This window comes from Methylobacterium sp. A49B (assembly GCF_053346215.1).
On sequence record NZ_JBKFBO010000097.1, the window covers coordinates 43092 to 60305 of the forward strand.

At 71.0% G+C, this 17214-nt stretch carries 15 protein-coding genes and 1 tRNA gene; 7 read left to right on the top strand and 9 right to left on the bottom strand.

Going from position 1 to position 17214, the window contains the following annotated elements; all coding sequences use genetic code 11:
- Positions 1–21: 21 nt before the first annotated feature.
- Complete coding sequence (locus ACLBX9_RS15620) at positions 22–528, top strand: hypothetical protein (protein ID WP_447719563.1); 507 nt, start codon at positions 22–24, stop codon at positions 526–528.
- A gap of 112 nt (positions 529–640) precedes the next feature.
- Here the strand turns inward: ACLBX9_RS15620 and ACLBX9_RS15625 are convergent, their stop codons facing one another.
- Positions 641–937 (bottom strand): hypothetical protein, encoded by a 297-nt coding sequence (locus ACLBX9_RS15625; protein WP_447719564.1) that lies wholly within the window; start codon positions 935–937, stop codon positions 641–643.
- A 177-nt stretch (positions 938–1114) separates the two neighbouring features.
- Between ACLBX9_RS15625 and ACLBX9_RS15630 the strand changes: the two genes are divergently transcribed.
- A complete protein-coding gene (locus ACLBX9_RS15630) occupies positions 1115–3316 on the top strand; it encodes a 3-hydroxyacyl-CoA dehydrogenase NAD-binding domain-containing protein (RefSeq protein WP_447719565.1) in 2202 nt (733 codons plus the stop codon).
- A 161-nt stretch (positions 3317–3477) separates the two neighbouring features.
- Here the strand turns inward: ACLBX9_RS15630 and ACLBX9_RS15635 are convergent, their stop codons facing one another.
- The 3 genes from ACLBX9_RS15635 to ACLBX9_RS15645 all read right to left on the bottom strand — a co-directional run bounded on the left by ACLBX9_RS15635 (position 3478) and on the right by ACLBX9_RS15645 (position 8230).
- Positions 3478–4347, bottom strand: a complete 870-nt coding sequence (locus ACLBX9_RS15635) for a 3'-5' exonuclease (RefSeq protein ID WP_447719566.1) — start codon at positions 4345–4347, stop codon at positions 3478–3480.
- Positions 4348–4419: 72 nt separating this feature from the next.
- Positions 4420–6870, bottom strand: a complete 2451-nt coding sequence (gene ligA, locus ACLBX9_RS15640) for an NAD-dependent DNA ligase LigA (RefSeq protein ID WP_010681831.1) — start codon at positions 6868–6870, stop codon at positions 4420–4422.
- Positions 6871–6934: 64 nt separating this feature from the next.
- Positions 6935–8230: an MFS transporter gene (locus ACLBX9_RS15645; protein WP_447719567.1), complete on the bottom strand. Its 1296-nt coding sequence runs from the start codon at positions 8228–8230 to the stop codon at positions 6935–6937.
- 190 nt (positions 8231–8420) lie between these two features.
- Between ACLBX9_RS15645 and ACLBX9_RS15650 the strand changes: the two genes are divergently transcribed.
- From ACLBX9_RS15650 to ACLBX9_RS15660, 3 genes are all read left to right on the top strand, one after another.
- Entirely contained in the window at positions 8421–9119 is a 699-nt protein-coding gene (locus tag ACLBX9_RS15650) for a 4'-phosphopantetheinyl transferase family protein (protein ID WP_447719568.1), read from the top strand.
- Positions 9120–9203: 84 nt separating this feature from the next.
- A tRNA-Pro gene (locus ACLBX9_RS15655) sits at positions 9204–9280 on the top strand.
- 130 nt (positions 9281–9410) lie between these two features.
- Positions 9411–10691, top strand: coding sequence for a hypothetical protein (locus tag ACLBX9_RS15660; protein WP_447719569.1), 1281 nt, complete (start codon positions 9411–9413; stop codon positions 10689–10691).
- On the opposite strand, the gene ACLBX9_RS15665 is transcribed toward ACLBX9_RS15660, so the two are convergent.
- A complete protein-coding gene (locus tag ACLBX9_RS15665; RefSeq protein ID WP_447719570.1) occupies positions 10688–12169 on the bottom strand; it encodes a hypothetical protein in 1482 nt (493 codons plus the stop codon). The genes ACLBX9_RS15660 and ACLBX9_RS15665 overlap by 4 nt on opposite strands.
- 539 nt (positions 12170–12708) lie before the next feature.
- Here ACLBX9_RS15665 and ACLBX9_RS15670 point away from each other — a divergent pair.
- Together ACLBX9_RS15670 and ACLBX9_RS15675 are read left to right on the top strand one after the other, a co-directional pair.
- Positions 12709–13269, top strand: coding sequence for a metallophosphoesterase family protein (locus tag ACLBX9_RS15670; RefSeq protein WP_447719571.1), 561 nt, complete (start codon positions 12709–12711; stop codon positions 13267–13269).
- A 34-nt stretch (positions 13270–13303) separates the two neighbouring features.
- The gene (locus tag ACLBX9_RS15675; protein WP_447719572.1) at positions 13304–13798 is read left to right on the top strand and encodes a hypothetical protein; all 495 of its coding nucleotides are present in this window, start codon (positions 13304–13306) and stop codon (positions 13796–13798) included.
- Positions 13799–13815: 17 nt separating this feature from the next.
- On the opposite strand, the gene ACLBX9_RS15680 is transcribed toward ACLBX9_RS15675, so the two are convergent.
- The 4 genes from ACLBX9_RS15680 to ACLBX9_RS15695 form a co-directional block, all read right to left on the bottom strand.
- Complete coding sequence (locus ACLBX9_RS15680) at positions 13816–14061, bottom strand: hypothetical protein (protein WP_447719573.1); 246 nt, start codon at positions 14059–14061, stop codon at positions 13816–13818.
- Between the two features lie 88 nt (positions 14062–14149).
- Positions 14150–14998, bottom strand: a complete 849-nt coding sequence (locus tag ACLBX9_RS15685) for an HIRAN domain-containing protein (protein ID WP_447719574.1) — start codon at positions 14996–14998, stop codon at positions 14150–14152.
- Entirely contained in the window at positions 14995–15291 is a 297-nt protein-coding gene (locus ACLBX9_RS15690; RefSeq protein WP_447719575.1) for a hypothetical protein, read from the bottom strand. The genes ACLBX9_RS15685 and ACLBX9_RS15690 overlap by 4 nt, the downstream gene beginning before the upstream one ends.
- 45 nt (positions 15292–15336) lie before the next feature.
- On the bottom strand, positions 15337–17172 hold the full coding sequence (locus tag ACLBX9_RS15695; protein ID WP_447719576.1) for a ParB/RepB/Spo0J family partition protein: 1836 nt from the start codon (positions 17170–17172) through the stop codon (positions 15337–15339).
- Between the last annotated feature and the right edge of the window lie 42 nt (positions 17173–17214).

A 17214-nucleotide genomic window follows, 5' to 3' on the forward strand; every position in this document is an offset into this window, starting at 1 on the left:
AAAACCACGGGAGACAAGCCCTTGAACCGCCTGATCGCGACGCTGTGCCTTGGCGTCACCCTGAGCCTGCCGCTCGCAGCCCGTGCCGACGAGGCCGCGGACCGCGTCGCCGCGGCCACGACCCTCGTCAACAAGACCCTGATCAAGAACCTCCAGACCGGCTTCAACGTCGCGCTGGAGAAGACCGTGGCCCCAATGCCCGAGGCCAAGGCCGAGGCCGTCCGCAAGGAGCTCCTCACCGAGTTCGACAAGCAGCGCGGCATCATGGTCGAGGGGCTGTCGAAGGATTACGCCGAGAAGTTCAGCCTCGCCGAGCTGAAGCACCTCGATGAGATCTATTCGGATCCGACCTACCTCAAATTCCAGACGATGAACGCCGATCCGAATTCGTCGGTCACGGCCATCTCGCAGAACTCCGTCACCAAGCTGCTGAATATGCTGGCTGTGGCTTCGGCGGCCGACAACTCGCCGACGCCCGGCATGCCGCCTGCGCCGCCGACCGCGGCGCCGGCCCCGGCCCAGAAGTAGGGTGATGACCGCCGCGCGCGCCCCGTCGGCCCTAGGCCGCGCGCGCGGCCGGCGGGCTGAACCCCGCCACTGCGGGGAGCGCCTCCAGCTGCGGCCTGGAGAAATGGTCGTCCTACGGGAGCGTGATCCCGAGGCCGCGCAGGGCGTCGAGTTCCGCCGCGGTCTCGATGCCCTCGGCCAGCACCGTCTCGCCGAGCGCCCGGGCGGTCAGCACGACACCCGCGACGAGCGCGTGGCGCCCGGCGCGCGCGCTCGCCTCGCCGCGAGCAGCTTGAACGAACTGGTAGCGGTTTGCGTCGGTGACGCGGTCGAGGATCGTGCCGGCCGGCGCGCCGTTCAAACCGCACCCCAGCGTCTCGTTTGCCCGGACGGACCCCTCCGTGAGATCGCGGATCGGCCGGAGCGCCATCGTGACGGCGACATCGAGGGTGGTGCCGGCGCGGTACGCGCGGCAGGCGGTGTCCGTCGTCAGGTCGGTCTTCCATCGGAGCCTGCCGGCCGACCGACGGTGCTCGTCCGAGCTCGACGGACCCCTAAAGCGAGAGCCTTGGTATCTTAGCCGACAGTACCCTGGGAGGACGGCACCGTGACGCTGACCGATTTCCGCTTCGAGACCGATCCCGACGGCATCGCCGTGGCGACCTGGGACATGCCCGGCCGCTCGATGAACGTGATCACCGAAGGCGTGATGGACCAGCTTGAGCAGATCATCGAGCAGGTCGCCTCCGATCCGGCGATCAAGGGCTGCGTCATCGCCACCGGCAAGGACAACTTCTCCGGCGGCGCCGACCTCACCATGCTCCAGGGGCTCGGCCGGGCCTACGAGCAGCTGAAGGCCGAACAGGGTGAGGAGGTGGCGATGCGCCACTTCTTCGAGGCCTCCCGGCGCCTCTCGCTGCTGTTCCGGCGCCTGGAGACAAGCGGCAAGCCGTTCGCGGCGGCGATCCAGGGCCTGTGCCTGGGCGGCGCCTTCGAGCTGGCGCTGTCCTGCCACTACCGGGTGGCGTCGGAGGACGGGAAGACGCGCGTCGGCCTCCCGGAGATCAAGGTCGGCCTGTTCCCGGGCGGCGGCGGCACGCAGCGGGTCGCGCGCCTGATGCAGACCGGCGACGCCCTCCAGATGCTGTTCAAGGGCGAGCAGATCCGCGCGCCCATGGCCAAGGGCATGGGACTGATCCACGCGGTGGCACCCCAGGCCGAGATCGTGGAGCGCGCCAAGGCCTGGATCCGCGAGGGCGGCTCCGCGGTGGCGCCGTGGGACGTGCCGAAGTTCAAGGCGCCGTCGGGCAAGGTCTACTCGCCCGCCGGCATGATGATCTGGCCGCCCGCCAACGCCATCTACCGGCGCGAGACGCACGACAACTATCCGGCCGCGAAGGCGATCCTGGCCTCCGTGTACGAGGGCCTGCAGCTGCCGATGGACCTCGCCCTCCGGGTCGAGAGCCGGTACTTCGCGCATATCCTGCGCACCAAGGAGGCGGCGGCGATGATCCGCACGCTGTTCATCTCCATGGGCGAGCTGAACAAGGGCGCACGCCGGCCGAAGGCCGTACCGGCCACGAACCTGCGCAAGGTCGGCGTGATCGGCGCCGGCTTCATGGGCGCGGGCGTCGCCTACGTCACCGCCCAGGCCGGCATCGAGGTGGTGCTGGTCGACCAGTCGGTCGAGGCGGCCGAGAAGGGCAAGGCCTACGCCCACACGCTCATCACCGGCCAGATCAACAAGGGCCGGGCCAAGACCGTCGACCGGGACGCGCTCCTCGGACGCATCCAGGCGACCGCGGATTACGGCGCGCTCGCCGCATGCGACCTCGTGATCGAGGCGGTGTTCGAGGATCCGAAGGTGAAGGCCGAGGTGATCCGGAAGGTCGAGGCGGTGATCCGCCCTGACGCGATCTTCGCCTCCAACACCTCGACCCTGCCGATCACCGGGCTGGCCATGGGTTCGCAGCGGCCGGATCAGTTCGTCGGCATCCACTTCTTCTCGCCGGTGGAGAAGATGATGCTCGTCGAGATCATCAAGGGCGAGGCGACCGGGGACGCGGCGCTCGCCACAGCCCTCGACTACGTTCGGCTGATCAAGAAGACCCCGATCGTCGTCAACGACGCCCGCGGCTTCTTCGCCAACCGCTGCGTCGGGGCCTACATCCTCGAGGGCCACAAGATGCTCGCCGAGGGCGTCCCGCCGGCCATGATCGAGAGCGCCGGCCGTCAGGCGGGCATGCCGGTCGGGCCGCTGTCGCTCAACGACGAAGTCGCCCTCGATCTCGTGTTCAAGATCGCCAAGGCCACCGAGGCCCAGGTCGGCCAGGGCGCCGTCGACCCGGCCCAGAAAGCGATCCTCGCCGAGATGGTCGAGAAGCAGGGCCGGCTCGGCCGGAAGAACCGGAAAGGCTTCTACGACTACCCCGAGGGTGCGCCGAAGCGCCTCTGGCCGGGCCTGAAGGATCTGCAGCCGAACCGCCTCGACCCGGATGCGGTCGACTTCACCGAGCTGAAGCGGCGGCTCCTGGTGGTTCAGGCGTTGGAAGCCGCCCGCACGGTGGGCGAGGGTGTCGTCACGGACCCGCGCGAGGCGGATGTGGGCTCGATCCTGGGCTTCGGCTTCGCGCCGTTCACCGGCGGTGCCTTGTCCTACATCGACTTCATGGGCGCGGCGGCCTTCGTGGATCTCGCGCGGGCACTAGAGGCGAAGCACGGCCCCCGCTTCCGGGTGCCCGACAACCTGGCCGCGATGGCGGAGCGCGGCGGCACGTTCTACGGTCAGGCCGAGAAGCGCGCGGCCTGATCGGTTCCGCTCGACGACGTGGGCTCCGCCGTCTTTGCGAGCGGAGCGAAGCGACCCAGCCAAGCGCGACGCCGTCCGACGTTCGGCTGCCCTGGGTCACTTCGCTTCGCTGGTGATGACGGGAGGGATGCGTCTTCCGAGGCGAGCCGACGGACATCGTCTCAGGCCGCGCCCGCGATCCGCGCCTTCGTGCCGAGCATCCGCGCGAGGAGCACCACATCGGCGGCATTGTCCGACATCAGGTCGGTGATGTCGCCGACTTCGAGCGCCTTCACGTGGCGGCAGCGCATGCCGTAGCGGCCGGCCGTGCAGGTGCAGCGCAGTTCCGGGCCGCCGGGCCGCTCCTCCAGACTCACGTGATACCGATTGCCGGTCGAGCCTCGCACGGCGAAGCGCAGGGCTGCCGGCGCTTCCGGGAAGGCCGCCATCGCCCGCCCGCTGATCGCCCCGGGTACGCGGCGGGGCAGGGCGGGGCCACCCACCGCCCGCGTGATCGGCAGGCCGATCACGGCGGCCAGCGCGTGGATGTCCTCGGCCTCCCGCTCGCGCATCGCCGCGAGGGCGATCGCCGCGCAGGCATAGGCGTCCTCGCCGGCATCGTGGTGCTCGAAGCGGATCCCGAGGCGCCGGGCGACCTTGCCGAGCCCGCAGCCCTCCGCCGCCGGGAAGACCCGGCGCGCCACCTGGACCGTGCACAGATACGAGAGATCCGGCACGGGCACGCCGGCCCGCGCGAGCCCGGCACGCAGCACGCCGATGTCGAAGCTCGCGTTGTGCGCCAGGATGAGCCCGCGGGCGAGATCGTCGAGGTAGGGGGCCATGACGACCGCGAACCCCGGCGCGTCGGCGACGTTCGCCGGGAGGATGCCGTGGACCCGGATGTTGCCCGGCGCGAAGCGCATCTCGGGCGGGCGGATCAGGTGGCTCTCCCGGCGGACGATCCGGCCGTCCGCGATCCAGGCAAGCCCCACCGCGCAGGCGCTGTCGCGCCGCTCGTTGGCCGTCTCGAAGTCGAGGGCCAGGACCGTCATCGCGGATCTACCGTGCCGGGTGGGAGTTCTCGGAGCGTTCTCCCGCAGGTCTAGGCTGCCGCGACTCGGGCATCAACCCTGCGCGACCATCCCGAGCCAATCGTCTTCCGACACGACCCGGACGCCGTGCTTCTGCGCGTCCTTCAGCTTCGAGCCCGCGCCCGGACCCGCCACCACCAGATCGGTTTTGGCCGAGACCGAACCGGAGACCTTGGCGCCGAGCCGTTCGGCCACCGCCTTGGCCTCGTTGCGGGTCATCTTCTCGAGGGTGCCGGTGAACACCACGGTCTGGCCGGCGAACGCCGAGGCCGAGGCGGGGCGCTCCAGCGGCTCGACCTCCACCTCGTCGAGCAGGGCCATGACGGCGTCGGCATTGTGCGGCTCGGAGAAGAACACGATCAGCGCGTCTGTGGCCACCGGGCCGATCTCTCCGTCGTCGGCGAAGAGCCGGTAGGCATCGCCCGGTCGCTGACCCGCCGCCCGCTCGACCGCCGCGCGCACCGCGTCGGCATCACCGTAATGGGCGAGCAGGTTCTCGCGCTGGACGGCGCTCACGCGCGCACGCTCCTTGGCCGGCTCTTTGGCCTGCTCCTTGGTCGTGTCGTCCTGCGGGAAGCCCAGATCGAGCAGCCGGTCCCGGGTCGTCGCGCCGACCCGCGGCACGGCGGTCAGCTCCACCCAATCGGGCCCGGGTTGGGCGGCCGTCGCCTCACGGATCGCCGCGACGAGGGTCGGCATGTCGAGGAAGCGCTTCGCCAGCGCCTTGGCGGTCGCCTCGCCGATCTGCGGGATGCCGAGGGCGAAGAGCAGGCGATTCATCGGCACCCGCCGGCGCGCCTCGACGCCCGCGAGCAGGTTCTTGATCGCCTTGTCCTCGTCGTCGCCCTTCTTCTTGGTGGCTTTCTTCGGCGGTTCGGTCGCGCCGGATTCCGCGCGCCGCTCGGCCGAGAGCGCCTCGCGCCGCGCCACGATCGCGTCTTTCAGCTTCTCGAAGTCGAGCCGGAACAGGTCGGCGGGCTGGTGCACGAGGCCCGCCTCGAACAGCACCTCGATGTAGGTCTCGCCGAACCCCTCGATGTCGAAGCCGTTGCGCGAGACGAAGTGCTTCAGCCGCTCCACCCCCTGCGCCGGGCAGATCAGGCCGCCGGTGCAGCGGCGCACGGCGTCGGGCCGGCCCGTGCGCGGGTTGACGGCGCGGACGGCGCGGCTGCCGCAGGCCGGACAGGCCTCCGGGAAGGCGTAGGGCCGCGAATCGGCCGGGCGCTTCGACAGATCGACGTCCATCACCTTCGGGATGACATCGCCGGCCCGGACCACCGTCACCGTGTCGCCGACACGGATGTCGCGGCCGTCGCGGATCGGCTCGCCGTCCGCCCCGACGCCCTTCACATAGCCCTCGTTGTGCAGGGTGGCGTTCGACACGACCACGCCGCCGACCGTCACGGGCCGCAGCTTCGCCAGCGGGTTCAGCGAGCCGGTGCGGCCGACATTGATGACGATGTCGTCCACGACCGTCGTCGCCTCCTGCGCGGCGAATTTGTGCGCCAGCGCCCAGCGCGGCGAGCGCGAGACGAAGCCGAGCCGGCGCTGGAGCGCGAGGTCGTCGACCTTGTAGACGACGCCGTCGATGTCGTAGCCGAGCCCGGCGCGGTCGGCCTCGATGCGCCGGTAATGGGCGAGCATCGCGTCCGTGTCGGTGAAGGTCTCGGTCCGCGGGTTCACCGGCAGCCCCCAGGCGGCGAAGCGTTCCAGCGTCCCGGACTGCGTCCCGGCGATGGGTGCCGACAGCTCGCCCCAGGCATAGGCGAAGAATCGGAGCGGCCGGGACGCGGTGATCGCCGGGTCGAGCTGGCGCAGGCTGCCGGCGGCCGCGTTGCGGGGGTTGGCGAAGAGCGGTTTGCCGGCGGCCTCCTGGCGGCCGTTGATGGCGGCAAAATCGGCGTGCGACAGGTAGACCTCGCCGCGCACCTCGCAGATTGCCGGCCAGCCTGAGCCCGCGAGCGTCGCCGGGATGTCCCGCACGGTGCGGGCGTTGGTCGTGACGTTCTCGCCGATCTCGCCGTCGCCGCGGGTGGCGGCGGTCTCGAGGCGGCCGTCGACGTAGCGCAGCGACAGGGACAGGCCGTCGATCTTGGGCTCGGCCGTGAAGGCGAGAGGCGCCGCGTCGGACAGGCCGAGGAAGCGACGCACCCGGGCCACGAACTCGGCGACCTCCGCCTCGTCGAAGGCGTTTCCGAGGGAAAGCATCGGCACGGCGTGCCGCACCTTCGCGAACTTCTCCGAGGGTTTCGCACCCACCGAGGTGCTGGCCGCCCCCGTGCCGGCGAGATCGGGATAGCGGGTCTCGAAGTCCTCCAGTCGCCGGCGGAGGCGGTCGTATTCCGCGTCCGAGATCTCGGGCGCATCCTCCTGGTAGTAGAGCCGGTCGGCTTCCAGGATCGCGTCGGACAGGCGCGCGTGCTCGGCGCGCGCCTCGTCGGCGGTGAGGTCGAGATCGGACGGATCGGTTTTCGCAGCGGCCATGGCGGGGTTCTAACGCATCGGTGGCCGGCGGGGAGTCGCTTGAGGCGCGGCGTCCCCGGTTCCCTCAATCCTGCCGGTCGAGCAGATCGCCGCGGCCGGTCATCCGGAAGGCAGCCAGGAAGACGATCGCCACGAGGGCCGCCACGGCGTGCAGCGGCAGGACGGGCGCCAGCCAGCCGGCCAGGGCGGTGCCGACCACCGAGCCGAGATTCATCGCCGCCATGTAGACCTCGAACTGCGTGGCCGCCCCGGCCCGCCCGCGGCTCGCCTGGAGGAGGGTCGGCATCAGTGCGACGATCAGCAGACCGGGCAGCATGTTGGTGAGCGCGAGGATGACCGGGCCCGCCGGGCCGACGAGACCCAGGCCGATCAGCCCACCGGCGAGGACGAAGGTTGCCGCGCTCGCGAGGAGGAGGGCGCGCAGCGGGCGCACCGGCCCGGCCCTGTCCGACCAGACGCCGACCGCGACCGCCCCGGCCGTGCCGCTCGCCAGCGCCAGGGCGGCCTGGAGGCGCGACAGGACGGCCGGGTCCCAGCCCTGTCGCTGAAGGAGATCGACCGAGAAGGGCAGCTCGAACAGGCCGAGCGCACCGTCGAGGCCGAAGCAGAGGGCGAGGAGCCTCAGCGCGCGCGGTCGCCTCAGGGCTGCGGCGAGCCGCAGCAGGAAGCGCCGGAACGGGAGGGGACGCCGCGCGCCTCCGCGCCGGGCAAGCGCGACGAGTGCGTCCGTCGGTGCCTCGCGGATCAGCAGCATCGGCAGGCTGGCCAGGATGGCGGCCACGAGGAGCCAGCGGACGCTCATGGCGACACCGGATGTCGCCAGCAGCCACCCGAACAGTGCGGCGCTGGTGCTGGTGCCTGCCACAAAGCCGGCCCGGGTGCAGGCGCTGACCCGCCCGAGTTCGGCCGCCGGGACGTGGTCCATGATCATGCGATCGCAGGCTGTGTCGAGCAGGGATGCGAACACGCTGTGGGCGAGGAAGATCAGGCCGAGGGCGCCGATCCCGCCGGCACCGGGGAGCAGCAGGAGCGCCAGCGCCCCGTGGCATCCGAGGATCCCCGCGACGGCGAAGGGCCGGCGCCGCCCCATCCGGAAGTCTCCGGCGCGATCGATCAGGGGTCCCCAGAGGATGGGCTGCAGGGTCCAGGGCAGACCCGCCAGGGCGAAGTGAAGCCCGATCTCGGCCGCGGAGACGCCCTGGACCGCGAGGTGGTTGGCCAGCGCCGTCAGGGAGAATCCGGCGATTAGGCCTTGGTAGAGATAGGTCGCGAAGAAGACGCCGTAGCGCGCGCGGCGACCGGCGAGGCTCGGCAGGCCCCGGGCGCCGAGGGGAAGGCCTGCCGCGCCCGGCGCGTTCAACCCGGGTGCCCCTTGTCGGCCGGGTGCCGGACCGCGATGCTCGTCATGCCGTCATCACCGGGGCCGTTCGCGTGACGCTTCACAGAGACGACGTTAGCCTGTGCCTCCCGCCGCGGCGAGCGGGCGAAGCCGCGCAGCACCGGTCGTGCGGGTCGCGAAGGGACGCGTCGTCTCTCACACAGGACATCGCGTGACCGCGGTCTCGGCCTGGCTCGTCGATCTCGCGCTTCCGCCCGCCCGGCTCGACCGCTGCAGCGAGATCCTCGACGCGGCCGAGCGCGACCGCGCCGACCGGTTCCTGCGGGCGGCGGATCGCGCGCGGTATGTGGCGAGCCACGCCGCGCTCCGGCTGATCCTCGCGGAGCAGCTCGGAATCGACCCCACCGAGATCCGTCTCGCATCGGGACCGGGCGGCAAGCCCGAACTGGCCGGCGCGGAACTTGGAAGCCTGGCGTTCAACCTGTCGCATTCCGGGGACCGCGCGCTGGTCGGCCTGACGGCGGGCGCCGCGATCGGCGTCGACGTGGAAGCGATCCGGCCGATCCCGGACGCCGTGCAGATCGCGCGGGGGCATTTCGCTCCCGATGAGGCGGCAGCCTTGGCGGCACTGCCCCCGGACGCGGTCGAGCCGGCCTTCTTCGGCCTCTGGACCCGGAAGGAGGCGGTGGTGAAGGCGCTGGGAACGGGCCTGTCGCTGCCGCTCGGCCGGTTCAGCGTCACCCTGCCGCCCGCGCCGCCGCGCCTCCTGCGCATGGCGCCCGGCGGCGCCTGGACCCTGGCGGCGCTCGATCCCGGGCCGGGCTATGCCGCCACCGTCGCGGTGCGGGCGGCCGACGCGGCGATCGTGTGCCGTGGCATGTCTGCCGATTGGCCGGATCGACTTGGCTGAAACCGGCAAGACCGCGCTTGCAGCCCGGGAACGGCGCGGCTATAAGCCCGCTCACCGGCCCTGGCGGACACGCGGGACGGTCTTCGGAGTGTAGCGCAGTCTGGTAGCGCACCACGTTCGGGACGTGGGGGTCGCAGGTTCAAATCCTGCCACTCCGACCAGTTTTCCCCTCTGGGGAGGTCATCCCGCCATTCACAGGCTTCGGCCCGGCCACAGGTTCGGCCACGTTTTTGCGCCACTGCGCGCATTCGCGTATCTGCGAAGTTTCGATCCAGTCGCCATAGTGCGCCGGTGCCGCTCAGCCTCCATCCGTCCTGCCTAGCCCGACTCGAAGAGCTCGCCCGCGAAGCCTTCCGGCATGTCCGCGTCTCGAATGGCTGGATGCTGGACTGGTTCAGCACCATGGCGCTTACGCCACTCGACGAGGCCATCCCCAAGACTGGGAAGACCGTCGCGCCCCTTCCGGGAATGATCGACGATCGACCTGTGTCGGACTTCATGACCGACCGAATCGCGCGGCGCCTGTCCAAGCTCGGGGGCTGGAAGGAGGATGCGGGTCCCGAGCCGCTCCTGGACGTCGCCGGCTTCGAGGACCCGGCCGCGCTAGCCCGCGACCTGGTAGCCGAGTTCGAGAGCCTGCCGTGGCATTACATCTTCAGCATGCGCCTGCCGCATCAGCTCGGCGCGACGCTACGGCCCATGATCGACGGCACCGGCCGCCACGCCCTCGGTGGCGGGATCTACCTCGCGGACGACCGGGCACTCGACCCCCACTTCCCGCTCCCGCCCGGGATCAGCCCCTTCGGCCTACTTGGTGACGGCCATGCCTGGGGGGTCGACAACGTCTACCTCCAGGTCCCGTTGGATGGCTACGCCGACAGCTACGGGGCGTCAGGCACGGCACGTCGTGCCGCCGAGACGCTGCAGACCTTCATCGGTCTCGGGATAGCGCTTCGCCTGTTCCGCTACGATCCGTCGTACAGCCCTCTCGGGTTTGCGCAGCCGGCGATCGTGCACCAGGTGCATCGCGTCACTGCGGACCGGGACGTCATTCACGACACCAACTTCGGCCTCGACGCCGGCATCCTGATGGGTATGGAAGGCTTCCGGTTCGCCGAGTACGGCCCGGACTTCCCCTTGGCCGCGTTCGCCATGCGCGTCCTCGGCCAGATGCGGATTTGCTTCGACAACCCCAAGACGGCCGAGCGCATCAATAGGTCGGCGCAGTGGCTTGCCACCAGCTACATGACCCGCAACGGCACCATGGCCTTCGTCCAGGCGATGGTCGCCATGGAGATCCTGCTCGGCGACAAGAAGACGACCGACATGGTCGGCATCGGCGAGCTTCTCAGTAACCGGTGCGCCTACCTCATCGGCGACAGCCAGGCAGACCGCGAGCAAGTCCTAGCCGACTTCCGAAGCCTCTACGCGGTCCGCTCCGAGATCGTCCACTCGGGCAAGAGCCGTCTGTCGCATTCGGAATGGTCCAAGTACAACCGCCTACTCTACATGTGCGGCCGGGCGATCATGGAGGAGATCAGCCTTCTCTCGAAGAACCAGCCCGCCGCCTAGGCCGCGCGCTTCCGACCCCGGCCGCCGAGGGCCGCCCGGGCGCCCTCCATGTGGGCCGGCGAGTGGTGGCCGTACCGCCGCTCGATCATCTCGACCGTCATGCCGACGTAGCCGGCCAGCTCCCAGATATCGACGCCGGCTTGCATGCCCCAAGTCACCGCCGTGTGCCTCAAACTGTGCCTGATGACGTCGTCGCCGAAGCCCAGCTCGTAGCATAGGTTGGCAAAGGAGCGCTTCGTCGATCCTACGGGCTTGCCGTTCCACTCCACGACATAGCGCTGCCCGAGGACATGGTGCCAGCGCCAGAGATGGGCGACCAGGCCGTCCGGCATCCGGACCGTCGGCGCCTTCTTGTTCTCGGCCTCCTTCGTCCCAAGCGCCTTCCGGTGGAAGATCGCCACCCTCTTGATCGTCGGGACCTGGACGCGGCGCTCGAAGGTCTCGCCGTCGATGACCCGTGTCTCGATTCGCTCCTCCATGACGGTCTCGGTCTTGAGCTCCATCCAGGGCTTGCCGACCTCCTTCACGAAAGACGCGCCGCAAATCGGTCCCGAGCGGGTGCCGGTCCTCAAGGCGACGATGACGAATCGTGCGAGGTGCTTTCCGACCCGGCGGCCGACGACCTGCTCGCCCTTGCGGGCCCCGCGGTGGACTGTCTGGACCTCGACCTTGCGGAACGCTCGCCGGACGATGAGCGCCGCCTCGGGCACGGTCAGCCACCGGTCGCGCTCCTCGCCCTTCTGCGGCAGGGTCACGTGTACCAGGTCGCGCGTGAGGCCGTCCTTGACCGCGACGTTGATGGCCGCCCTGAGGTCCTCCAGCTCGCGTCGGGGGCCACCCTCTCCCACAACCCTTTGCTTGGCGGGCTTGGAGTGCCCCCGGCGCTTCGGCTTGCCGTCACCTGGGCGGGGGTCGCCGTTCCGGTCGAGGCCTGCGCGGGCGTGCGTCTTCCACGGCGTTCCGACGCGGGAGGCGACGTAGGCGGCGCACGTGGCGCTGTCGACCTCGTCGAGCGTGCGCTCGCCCCACCAAAGGAGCAGGCTCTCGACACGCTGCGCGAGCTCGTTGTGCCTGGACACCCCGCCCTTGGACTCGCCGGTCGATTGATCGAGCCGACCCTTCTTGGCGCTCAGGTAGCGGTCCAGGACCTCCGCGACGAGTACCTCGTGCGCCGGCCGGTTCTTCCGGGGGCCTCCGAGCTCGTCCGGAGCGATGACGGCCAGGCTCGCCGTATAGTCGTCTAGCGCCCGGAGCGCTTCGCGTTCCTGGTCCTTGCCATGACCGCGGCCAGTGCTGCGGACCTGCTTGCCGCGGTGGACGATCCACCAGACCCCCGAGCGGTCGACACCGTCGGCGTCGACGCGTCCGGGGCGCCACCAGAGATAGGGGTTGCCTCGGCCGGTCTTGCCGAGAGTCCTGGGCTTGGCGGCCGCTCGGCTTGGGCGGGGGCGTCTGGGCTTCGGGGCGTCGTCCGGCATCGGGCTCTCCATTCGCGGACGAGCCGCTTGGTGACGTACATCAGCCGACCGTGCCTCTCGACGGCGAGGTCCCCCCGGTCGATCGCCCCGCGCAGCGCGGCCGCCGTCCATATCGGGGCGCGTCCCAGGACCTCGTCCGGCTGGGTCAGCTCGGGGATCCAGCAGGCCTGCTCCAGCGTCAGGGGCGCGTCGTCGTGCGCGCCCTCCGCCACCCGGGCATCCGCGAAAAAGTCGAAGCTCTGCCCGGTGTCGAAAACGTAGGTTGGCATGACGTCACCATGCCAGAAACTGTGGCCGCGAAAAGCGCTGCGCAGGTCCTCGGTTAATGCCGTGGGTGCGCCCGTCCCTGGGCTCCGCCATCCCGCCCAGGGGTTCGCTAACTGCCTCGCGAATCGGCCCTTGCCGACGGCGCGCCGATCGGCGAGGCTCGCCCCCATGAGCACGTTCCTCCGCATAGGCAAACGCCGTTTGGCCTGAGGCCAGCCACCGCCGCCGGGACGCCCCGGCCGGCACGCGTTCCCCTATGCCCGGAGGCCGCCATGACGGTCTTTTTCACATCCGATACCCATTTCGGCCACGTCGGCATCCTCGGCCAACGGATGTCGCGGCCGCGCCCCTTCACGTCGATCGAGGAGCACGACGAGGTCCTAGTGGCGCGATGGAACGGGCGCGTCCGCCCAGGCGACCAGGTCTGGCACCTGGGCGACTTCGCGTATGGCGCGTCCGCCCAGCATTGCCGGGACATGTTCGCGCGCCTCGCCGGCAAGAAGCACCTGGTGTGGGGCAACCACGACAACGCGCGGGTGAAGGCCCTGCCGTGGGCAAGCCAGCAGGAGAGGGCGCTCATCACGGTCGACGGCGTCTCGATGGTTCTGGGACACTACGCGCAGCGCGTCTGGTACGGCATGCACCGCGGTGACCTGCACCTCTACGGGCACTCGCACGGGTGCCTGCCCGGCACGTCGGCGAGCCTGGACGTGGGGGTCGACTGCTGGGCCTGGGCGCCCGTCCGGCTCTCGGAGATCCGGGAGGCCCTGGCGGACACGGCCGCCCGGGAGGCCGGGGCAGGGGCGGCGGCCGCGCTCGCCGAGGCGGCGTAGACGGGGCGGTAAGCCGGGGCTGCCAGGATAGAGCATGCCCTGGCGCACCCGCACCGCCCGACCGATCTCCCTCCGGTTCCACGAGGCCGATCCCGATGGACGGCCGCCGATGCGGTTCGTCGCCCGCCGGATCCCTGTCGGGGAGAGCTACGTCGATCGGCCGCTCTGGCAGCACGTCCACCTGAGCGCTGAGTACAGGGCGACGCTGGCGGCCTTGGCGCCCGTCTGCGATGCCTGGGAGGCCCGGCTGCCCGAGGAGACGGAGATCTCCGCCTTCGTGCTCGTCTTCGATCCGTGGCCGGTCGACGTCGAGATCCGACTGTCGGACCACAGGATGCACGGGAAGATGAGCCGCGACTTCTCGGTCGTCGCGCTCACGAGGCACACTGCGTCAGCGGTCTGGGGCGGCTCCGAGGGCAACGGATTCGCGGTGCTCGCCGACGACATCTACGCCTACCGGGAGGCCATGTCCGCCCCGGACCTCGATGCGCTCCACTCGCTGACGCCCCAGGCGTGGGAGACCCGCTAGGGTCCCGGGGCGGCTCGTCAGGCGCGGGCGGGCAGACGGATGAGCGAGAGCTGCAGGATCTCGCCGAGCGTCCATTCCCGCCCCGCCAGGGCCCGGTGCACGTCCTCGGCCAGTCGAGGGATTTCTGGCATCTTGGACGCCGCGACCTGCGCCGCCATCAGCTTGGCCCGGCGCCGGCGCAGGTCGCGGCGCTCGGGCACGCCATGGATGCGCGCCCTACGGAGCTGGCGGTCGAGCTGGTCGATGATGATCCTGGTGGTCATGGGCCATCCTACGGCTTGGGGGGTTGCGTGGAGGTGAATGGGCAGCTGGCCGCGGCGATCTCGGCGGCGCGCGGGGGGACTCGGAGAGTCATGCGATCCAGTCCCACGGGGGCTCCTGGCGGTGGTGCATTGTTCCCCGGACCTGCCAGTGGTCGACCTTGCTCCGGGGCGCCCGGCACCAGGTTCGCAGGGCGGCGTCGAGCTCAGGCGTCATCTCGATGTCGTGCGTGTAGCGGCCGATCGGGTTTCCGACGCCACCCGCGATCCGGACGACCGTCGACCGGCTGCAGGCCAGGGCCCTGGCGAGGGCCTCCGGGGTGCAGCGCCCGCCGACGGCGGGGAGCTCCGGATCGAACGGGACGCCGAGCAGGACGTCGACGGCCTGCCGGAGCCGCCGGGTCCGCATCGTGCACGCCCGGTCCGCGGCCCGCTCGGCCCGCTTGAGCGCCCGGCGGTAGAGCCGGCCTTCCTCGATCGGCCGGGCGCTCAGGGCCTCCCGGACGACGTGGCGCATGTGCCGCTCGTGCCAGGGCGCGGCCGCGGCCCCGACGATCAGGGCCCGGCACGACCAGGCCTCGCCGTCGCCGGCGTCGACCACGTACGCCCGGGCGGGCGCGCCGGCATCGAGGAGCGGGGCGACGTCGCAGGCGAGCGTACGCGGGACGTGCCCGAGTTGCCGGTCGTTGCGCCAGACGACCCGGATCGCGTTGCGGTCGTGCGGGTTCTCGGGATCCCGCATGAGCTGCAGGCGGTCTCCCGCTGCCGGCATGACCAGCACGTCAAGGTCCTCGTCGTGCCGGTGGTAGTCGTAGAACTGCAAGCCCGCGACCTCGCATGTGAACCACGCCTCGCCGCGGGCAAGACCGTCGTGCTCGATGCCGACAGGCGTGTCGGCGAGCCCGTCGAGGTCGGGGACGATCGGCAGCGGATCCCTCACGCTGGCCTCCCGCCGATCGCGGTGACGGGCTGCCGGACTGCTCGCGCGATGATCGTGACGATGGAGTGATCCGTCTCGAACGTGATGGCACCCCGCGCCGGGTCGATGGCGTAGAGCCTGGGCGGCATCAGCGAGTCGTGGCCGACCACGTCCACGTCCCACATGCCCTGGGCTGGCCGGCCGTACGGTGTCCGGACCATGTACGCGATGCCCGCCTGGACGTCCCGGATCGTCTGCGTGAAGCGGCTGCCCTCTCGGCCGCGCGAATCGAACACGCTCACCATCAGCTCCATCGGTAGGGTGGGATCCGGGGCGACCGGGCGGCCGCCCCGGCAGGGTCAGGCGGCCTCGGCCTCGGCCAGGGCCTGCTCGGCGCCGGGCCCGGCATAACCCGGCCAGCGGATCTCGCGGGGCAGCCAGCCCGTCGGGACGACCGTCGCGATCGCAAGCGCGACGAGCTCGCCCTTCTTGACCTTGCCGGCCCGGGCGGCTGCCTCCGCGCCGCAGGCCTCCTCGATCGCGGCGAGCGTCACGGCCTTCGGGGCCGAAGCGAAGAAGTCCGTGGCGTCGAATCGGCTGTGCAGCCGGGCGGTGAGCACGTCGGCATCCATGGCGCCGGCGAGGCCCTGGATCGCCGCGCTGGTCGCGGGGGCGCCGGCGGTCAACCCGGCGCCGGGCGTACGGGTCCGGAGGTCGACGCCGCGGGCCAGGACGCGACCGAGGCTCGCGAAAAGCTCGGCATCCGACATCGTGAGGTAGCGGTCGAACAGGACCTGGAACGTCTCGTTGTCGGACACCCGGGCGGCCTCGTGCCCGAGGCCCTCCAGGCGCAGGCGGACCGGTGCCGACCAGGGGTTCTTGCAAGTCGCACCGGCCAACAGGCCAGCCAGGGCGACCCGAGGCTCGGTGTCGAGGGCGTCCCGGACGGCCTCGGTCATCTGCGTGGAGAGGCGGTCGACCAGGGCCGATGACAGGCCTTTCACATCCGGTTCGGCGGTGGCGGCGTCGGGCGCGGTCTCCGCCTTGGCAGGCTTCGCCTGGCCCGGTCGGACGACGTAGTCGCGGACGTGGATCTCGCCGCTCCAGCCCCAGGACACGACGCATCCGGAGCGTGCGCGATCGTCGGGCCCGAGCTGCGTCATGAGCGAGGCCTCGATCGCCCGGTGCTCAGCCGTCAGCGCCTGCACCGCCTCGTCGGACACCGACCCGTCGTCGTCGGCCTCCGTGATGGCCTCGATCTCACGGAGCCGCGCCGCCTCCGCCGCCGTCGGCTCGCGCCTCTCCGCATGCAGGGTCGCCCAGCTGTAGCGGGCCTCGGCCGGGAGGTCGGATTCGAGCTCGACCCAGGCCCACCCCTCGGCCCGAAGCTCGTCGCGCCGGGCGATCAGGCGCTCGTCGGACAGCCGCTGCAGCAGGGCCCGGTCCGTCACGGCCGTGGTGTCGCCGAACAAGTCCCTGACCAAGTTGCCCCCGGCCGCCTTGTAGGCGTCGATGCCGACGCGCTTCAGCATCGTCTCCGTGGAGTGTCCGGCGCCGAGCTCCTCGCGGATCTGGTGGCAGTAGATGCTGCCACCGGCCGTCGAGAGCTTGCCGTAGACGCGCTCCTGCTCGGCTACGGAGGGCGCGAGCGTGAACGCCTTCACCGCTTCGATGTTGACGCCGTGCTTCCCTGCGCGCCAGGCGTCGAGGATGCAGGGGGCGACCGAGCCCAGCGCCAGAAGCTTCTTCACGTGCGGGATGGAGACGCCGAAGCGCCCGGCGATCTCCTTCGGCTTGAGGCCGCCGGCCGCCAGCTCGGCGAACCCGAGCATCTGGTCGGCCTCGTGCATGGTCGACTGGGTCAGGTTGGCGGCGAGCCCCGCCTCCCGGGCTGTCGCGGCGTCGCGCTCGACGACGTCGATCTCGTGCTCGGCGGAGATCGTCCCGGCCGCGGCGAGGCGCATGAGCGCGGCCAGCCGCCGGTTGCCGTCGGCCACGTAGGACAGCCCCTCATGCCGCACGACGACGAGCGGCTGGAGCAAACCGACCGAGGCGATCGAGGCGGCCAGCTCGGCGAGGCCGTCCTCGCGCCCGGCGATCCGGACGTTGCAGACGCCGGCCGGGGCGCCCTCGTCGTGGCCGTGGCGGAGGCGGTTCAGGGGGGTCAGGGGGAAGCTGTTTTTGGTCAGGGTCACGGATGCAGCACCATCAGTGAGAGGGGGGGATATCGGGGGCGC

Coding starts and splice junctions, on each gene's coding strand:
- ACLBX9_RS15625 (WP_447719564.1), bottom strand. CDS start 937: ATGGCGCTCCGGCCGATCCGCGATCTCACGGAGGGGTCCGTCCGGGCA.
- ACLBX9_RS15635 (WP_447719566.1), bottom strand. CDS start 4,347: ATGACGGTCCTGGCCCTCGACTTCGAGACGGCCAACGAGCGGCGCGAC.
- ligA (WP_010681831.1), bottom strand. CDS start 6,870: ATGGCCGCTGCGAAAACCGATCCGTCCGATCTCGACCTCACCGCCGAC.
- ACLBX9_RS15665 (WP_447719570.1), bottom strand. CDS start 12,169: ATGCCGGACGACGCCCCGAAGCCCAGACGCCCCCGCCCAAGCCGAGCG.
- ACLBX9_RS15670 (WP_447719571.1), top strand. CDS start 12,709: ATGACGGTCTTTTTCACATCCGATACCCATTTCGGCCACGTCGGCATC.
- ACLBX9_RS15675 (WP_447719572.1), top strand. CDS start 13,304: ATGCCCTGGCGCACCCGCACCGCCCGACCGATCTCCCTCCGGTTCCAC.
- ACLBX9_RS15680 (WP_447719573.1), bottom strand. CDS start 14,061: ATGACCACCAGGATCATCATCGACCAGCTCGACCGCCAGCTCCGTAGG.
- ACLBX9_RS15690 (WP_447719575.1), bottom strand. CDS start 15,291: ATGGAGCTGATGGTGAGCGTGTTCGATTCGCGCGGCCGAGAGGGCAGC.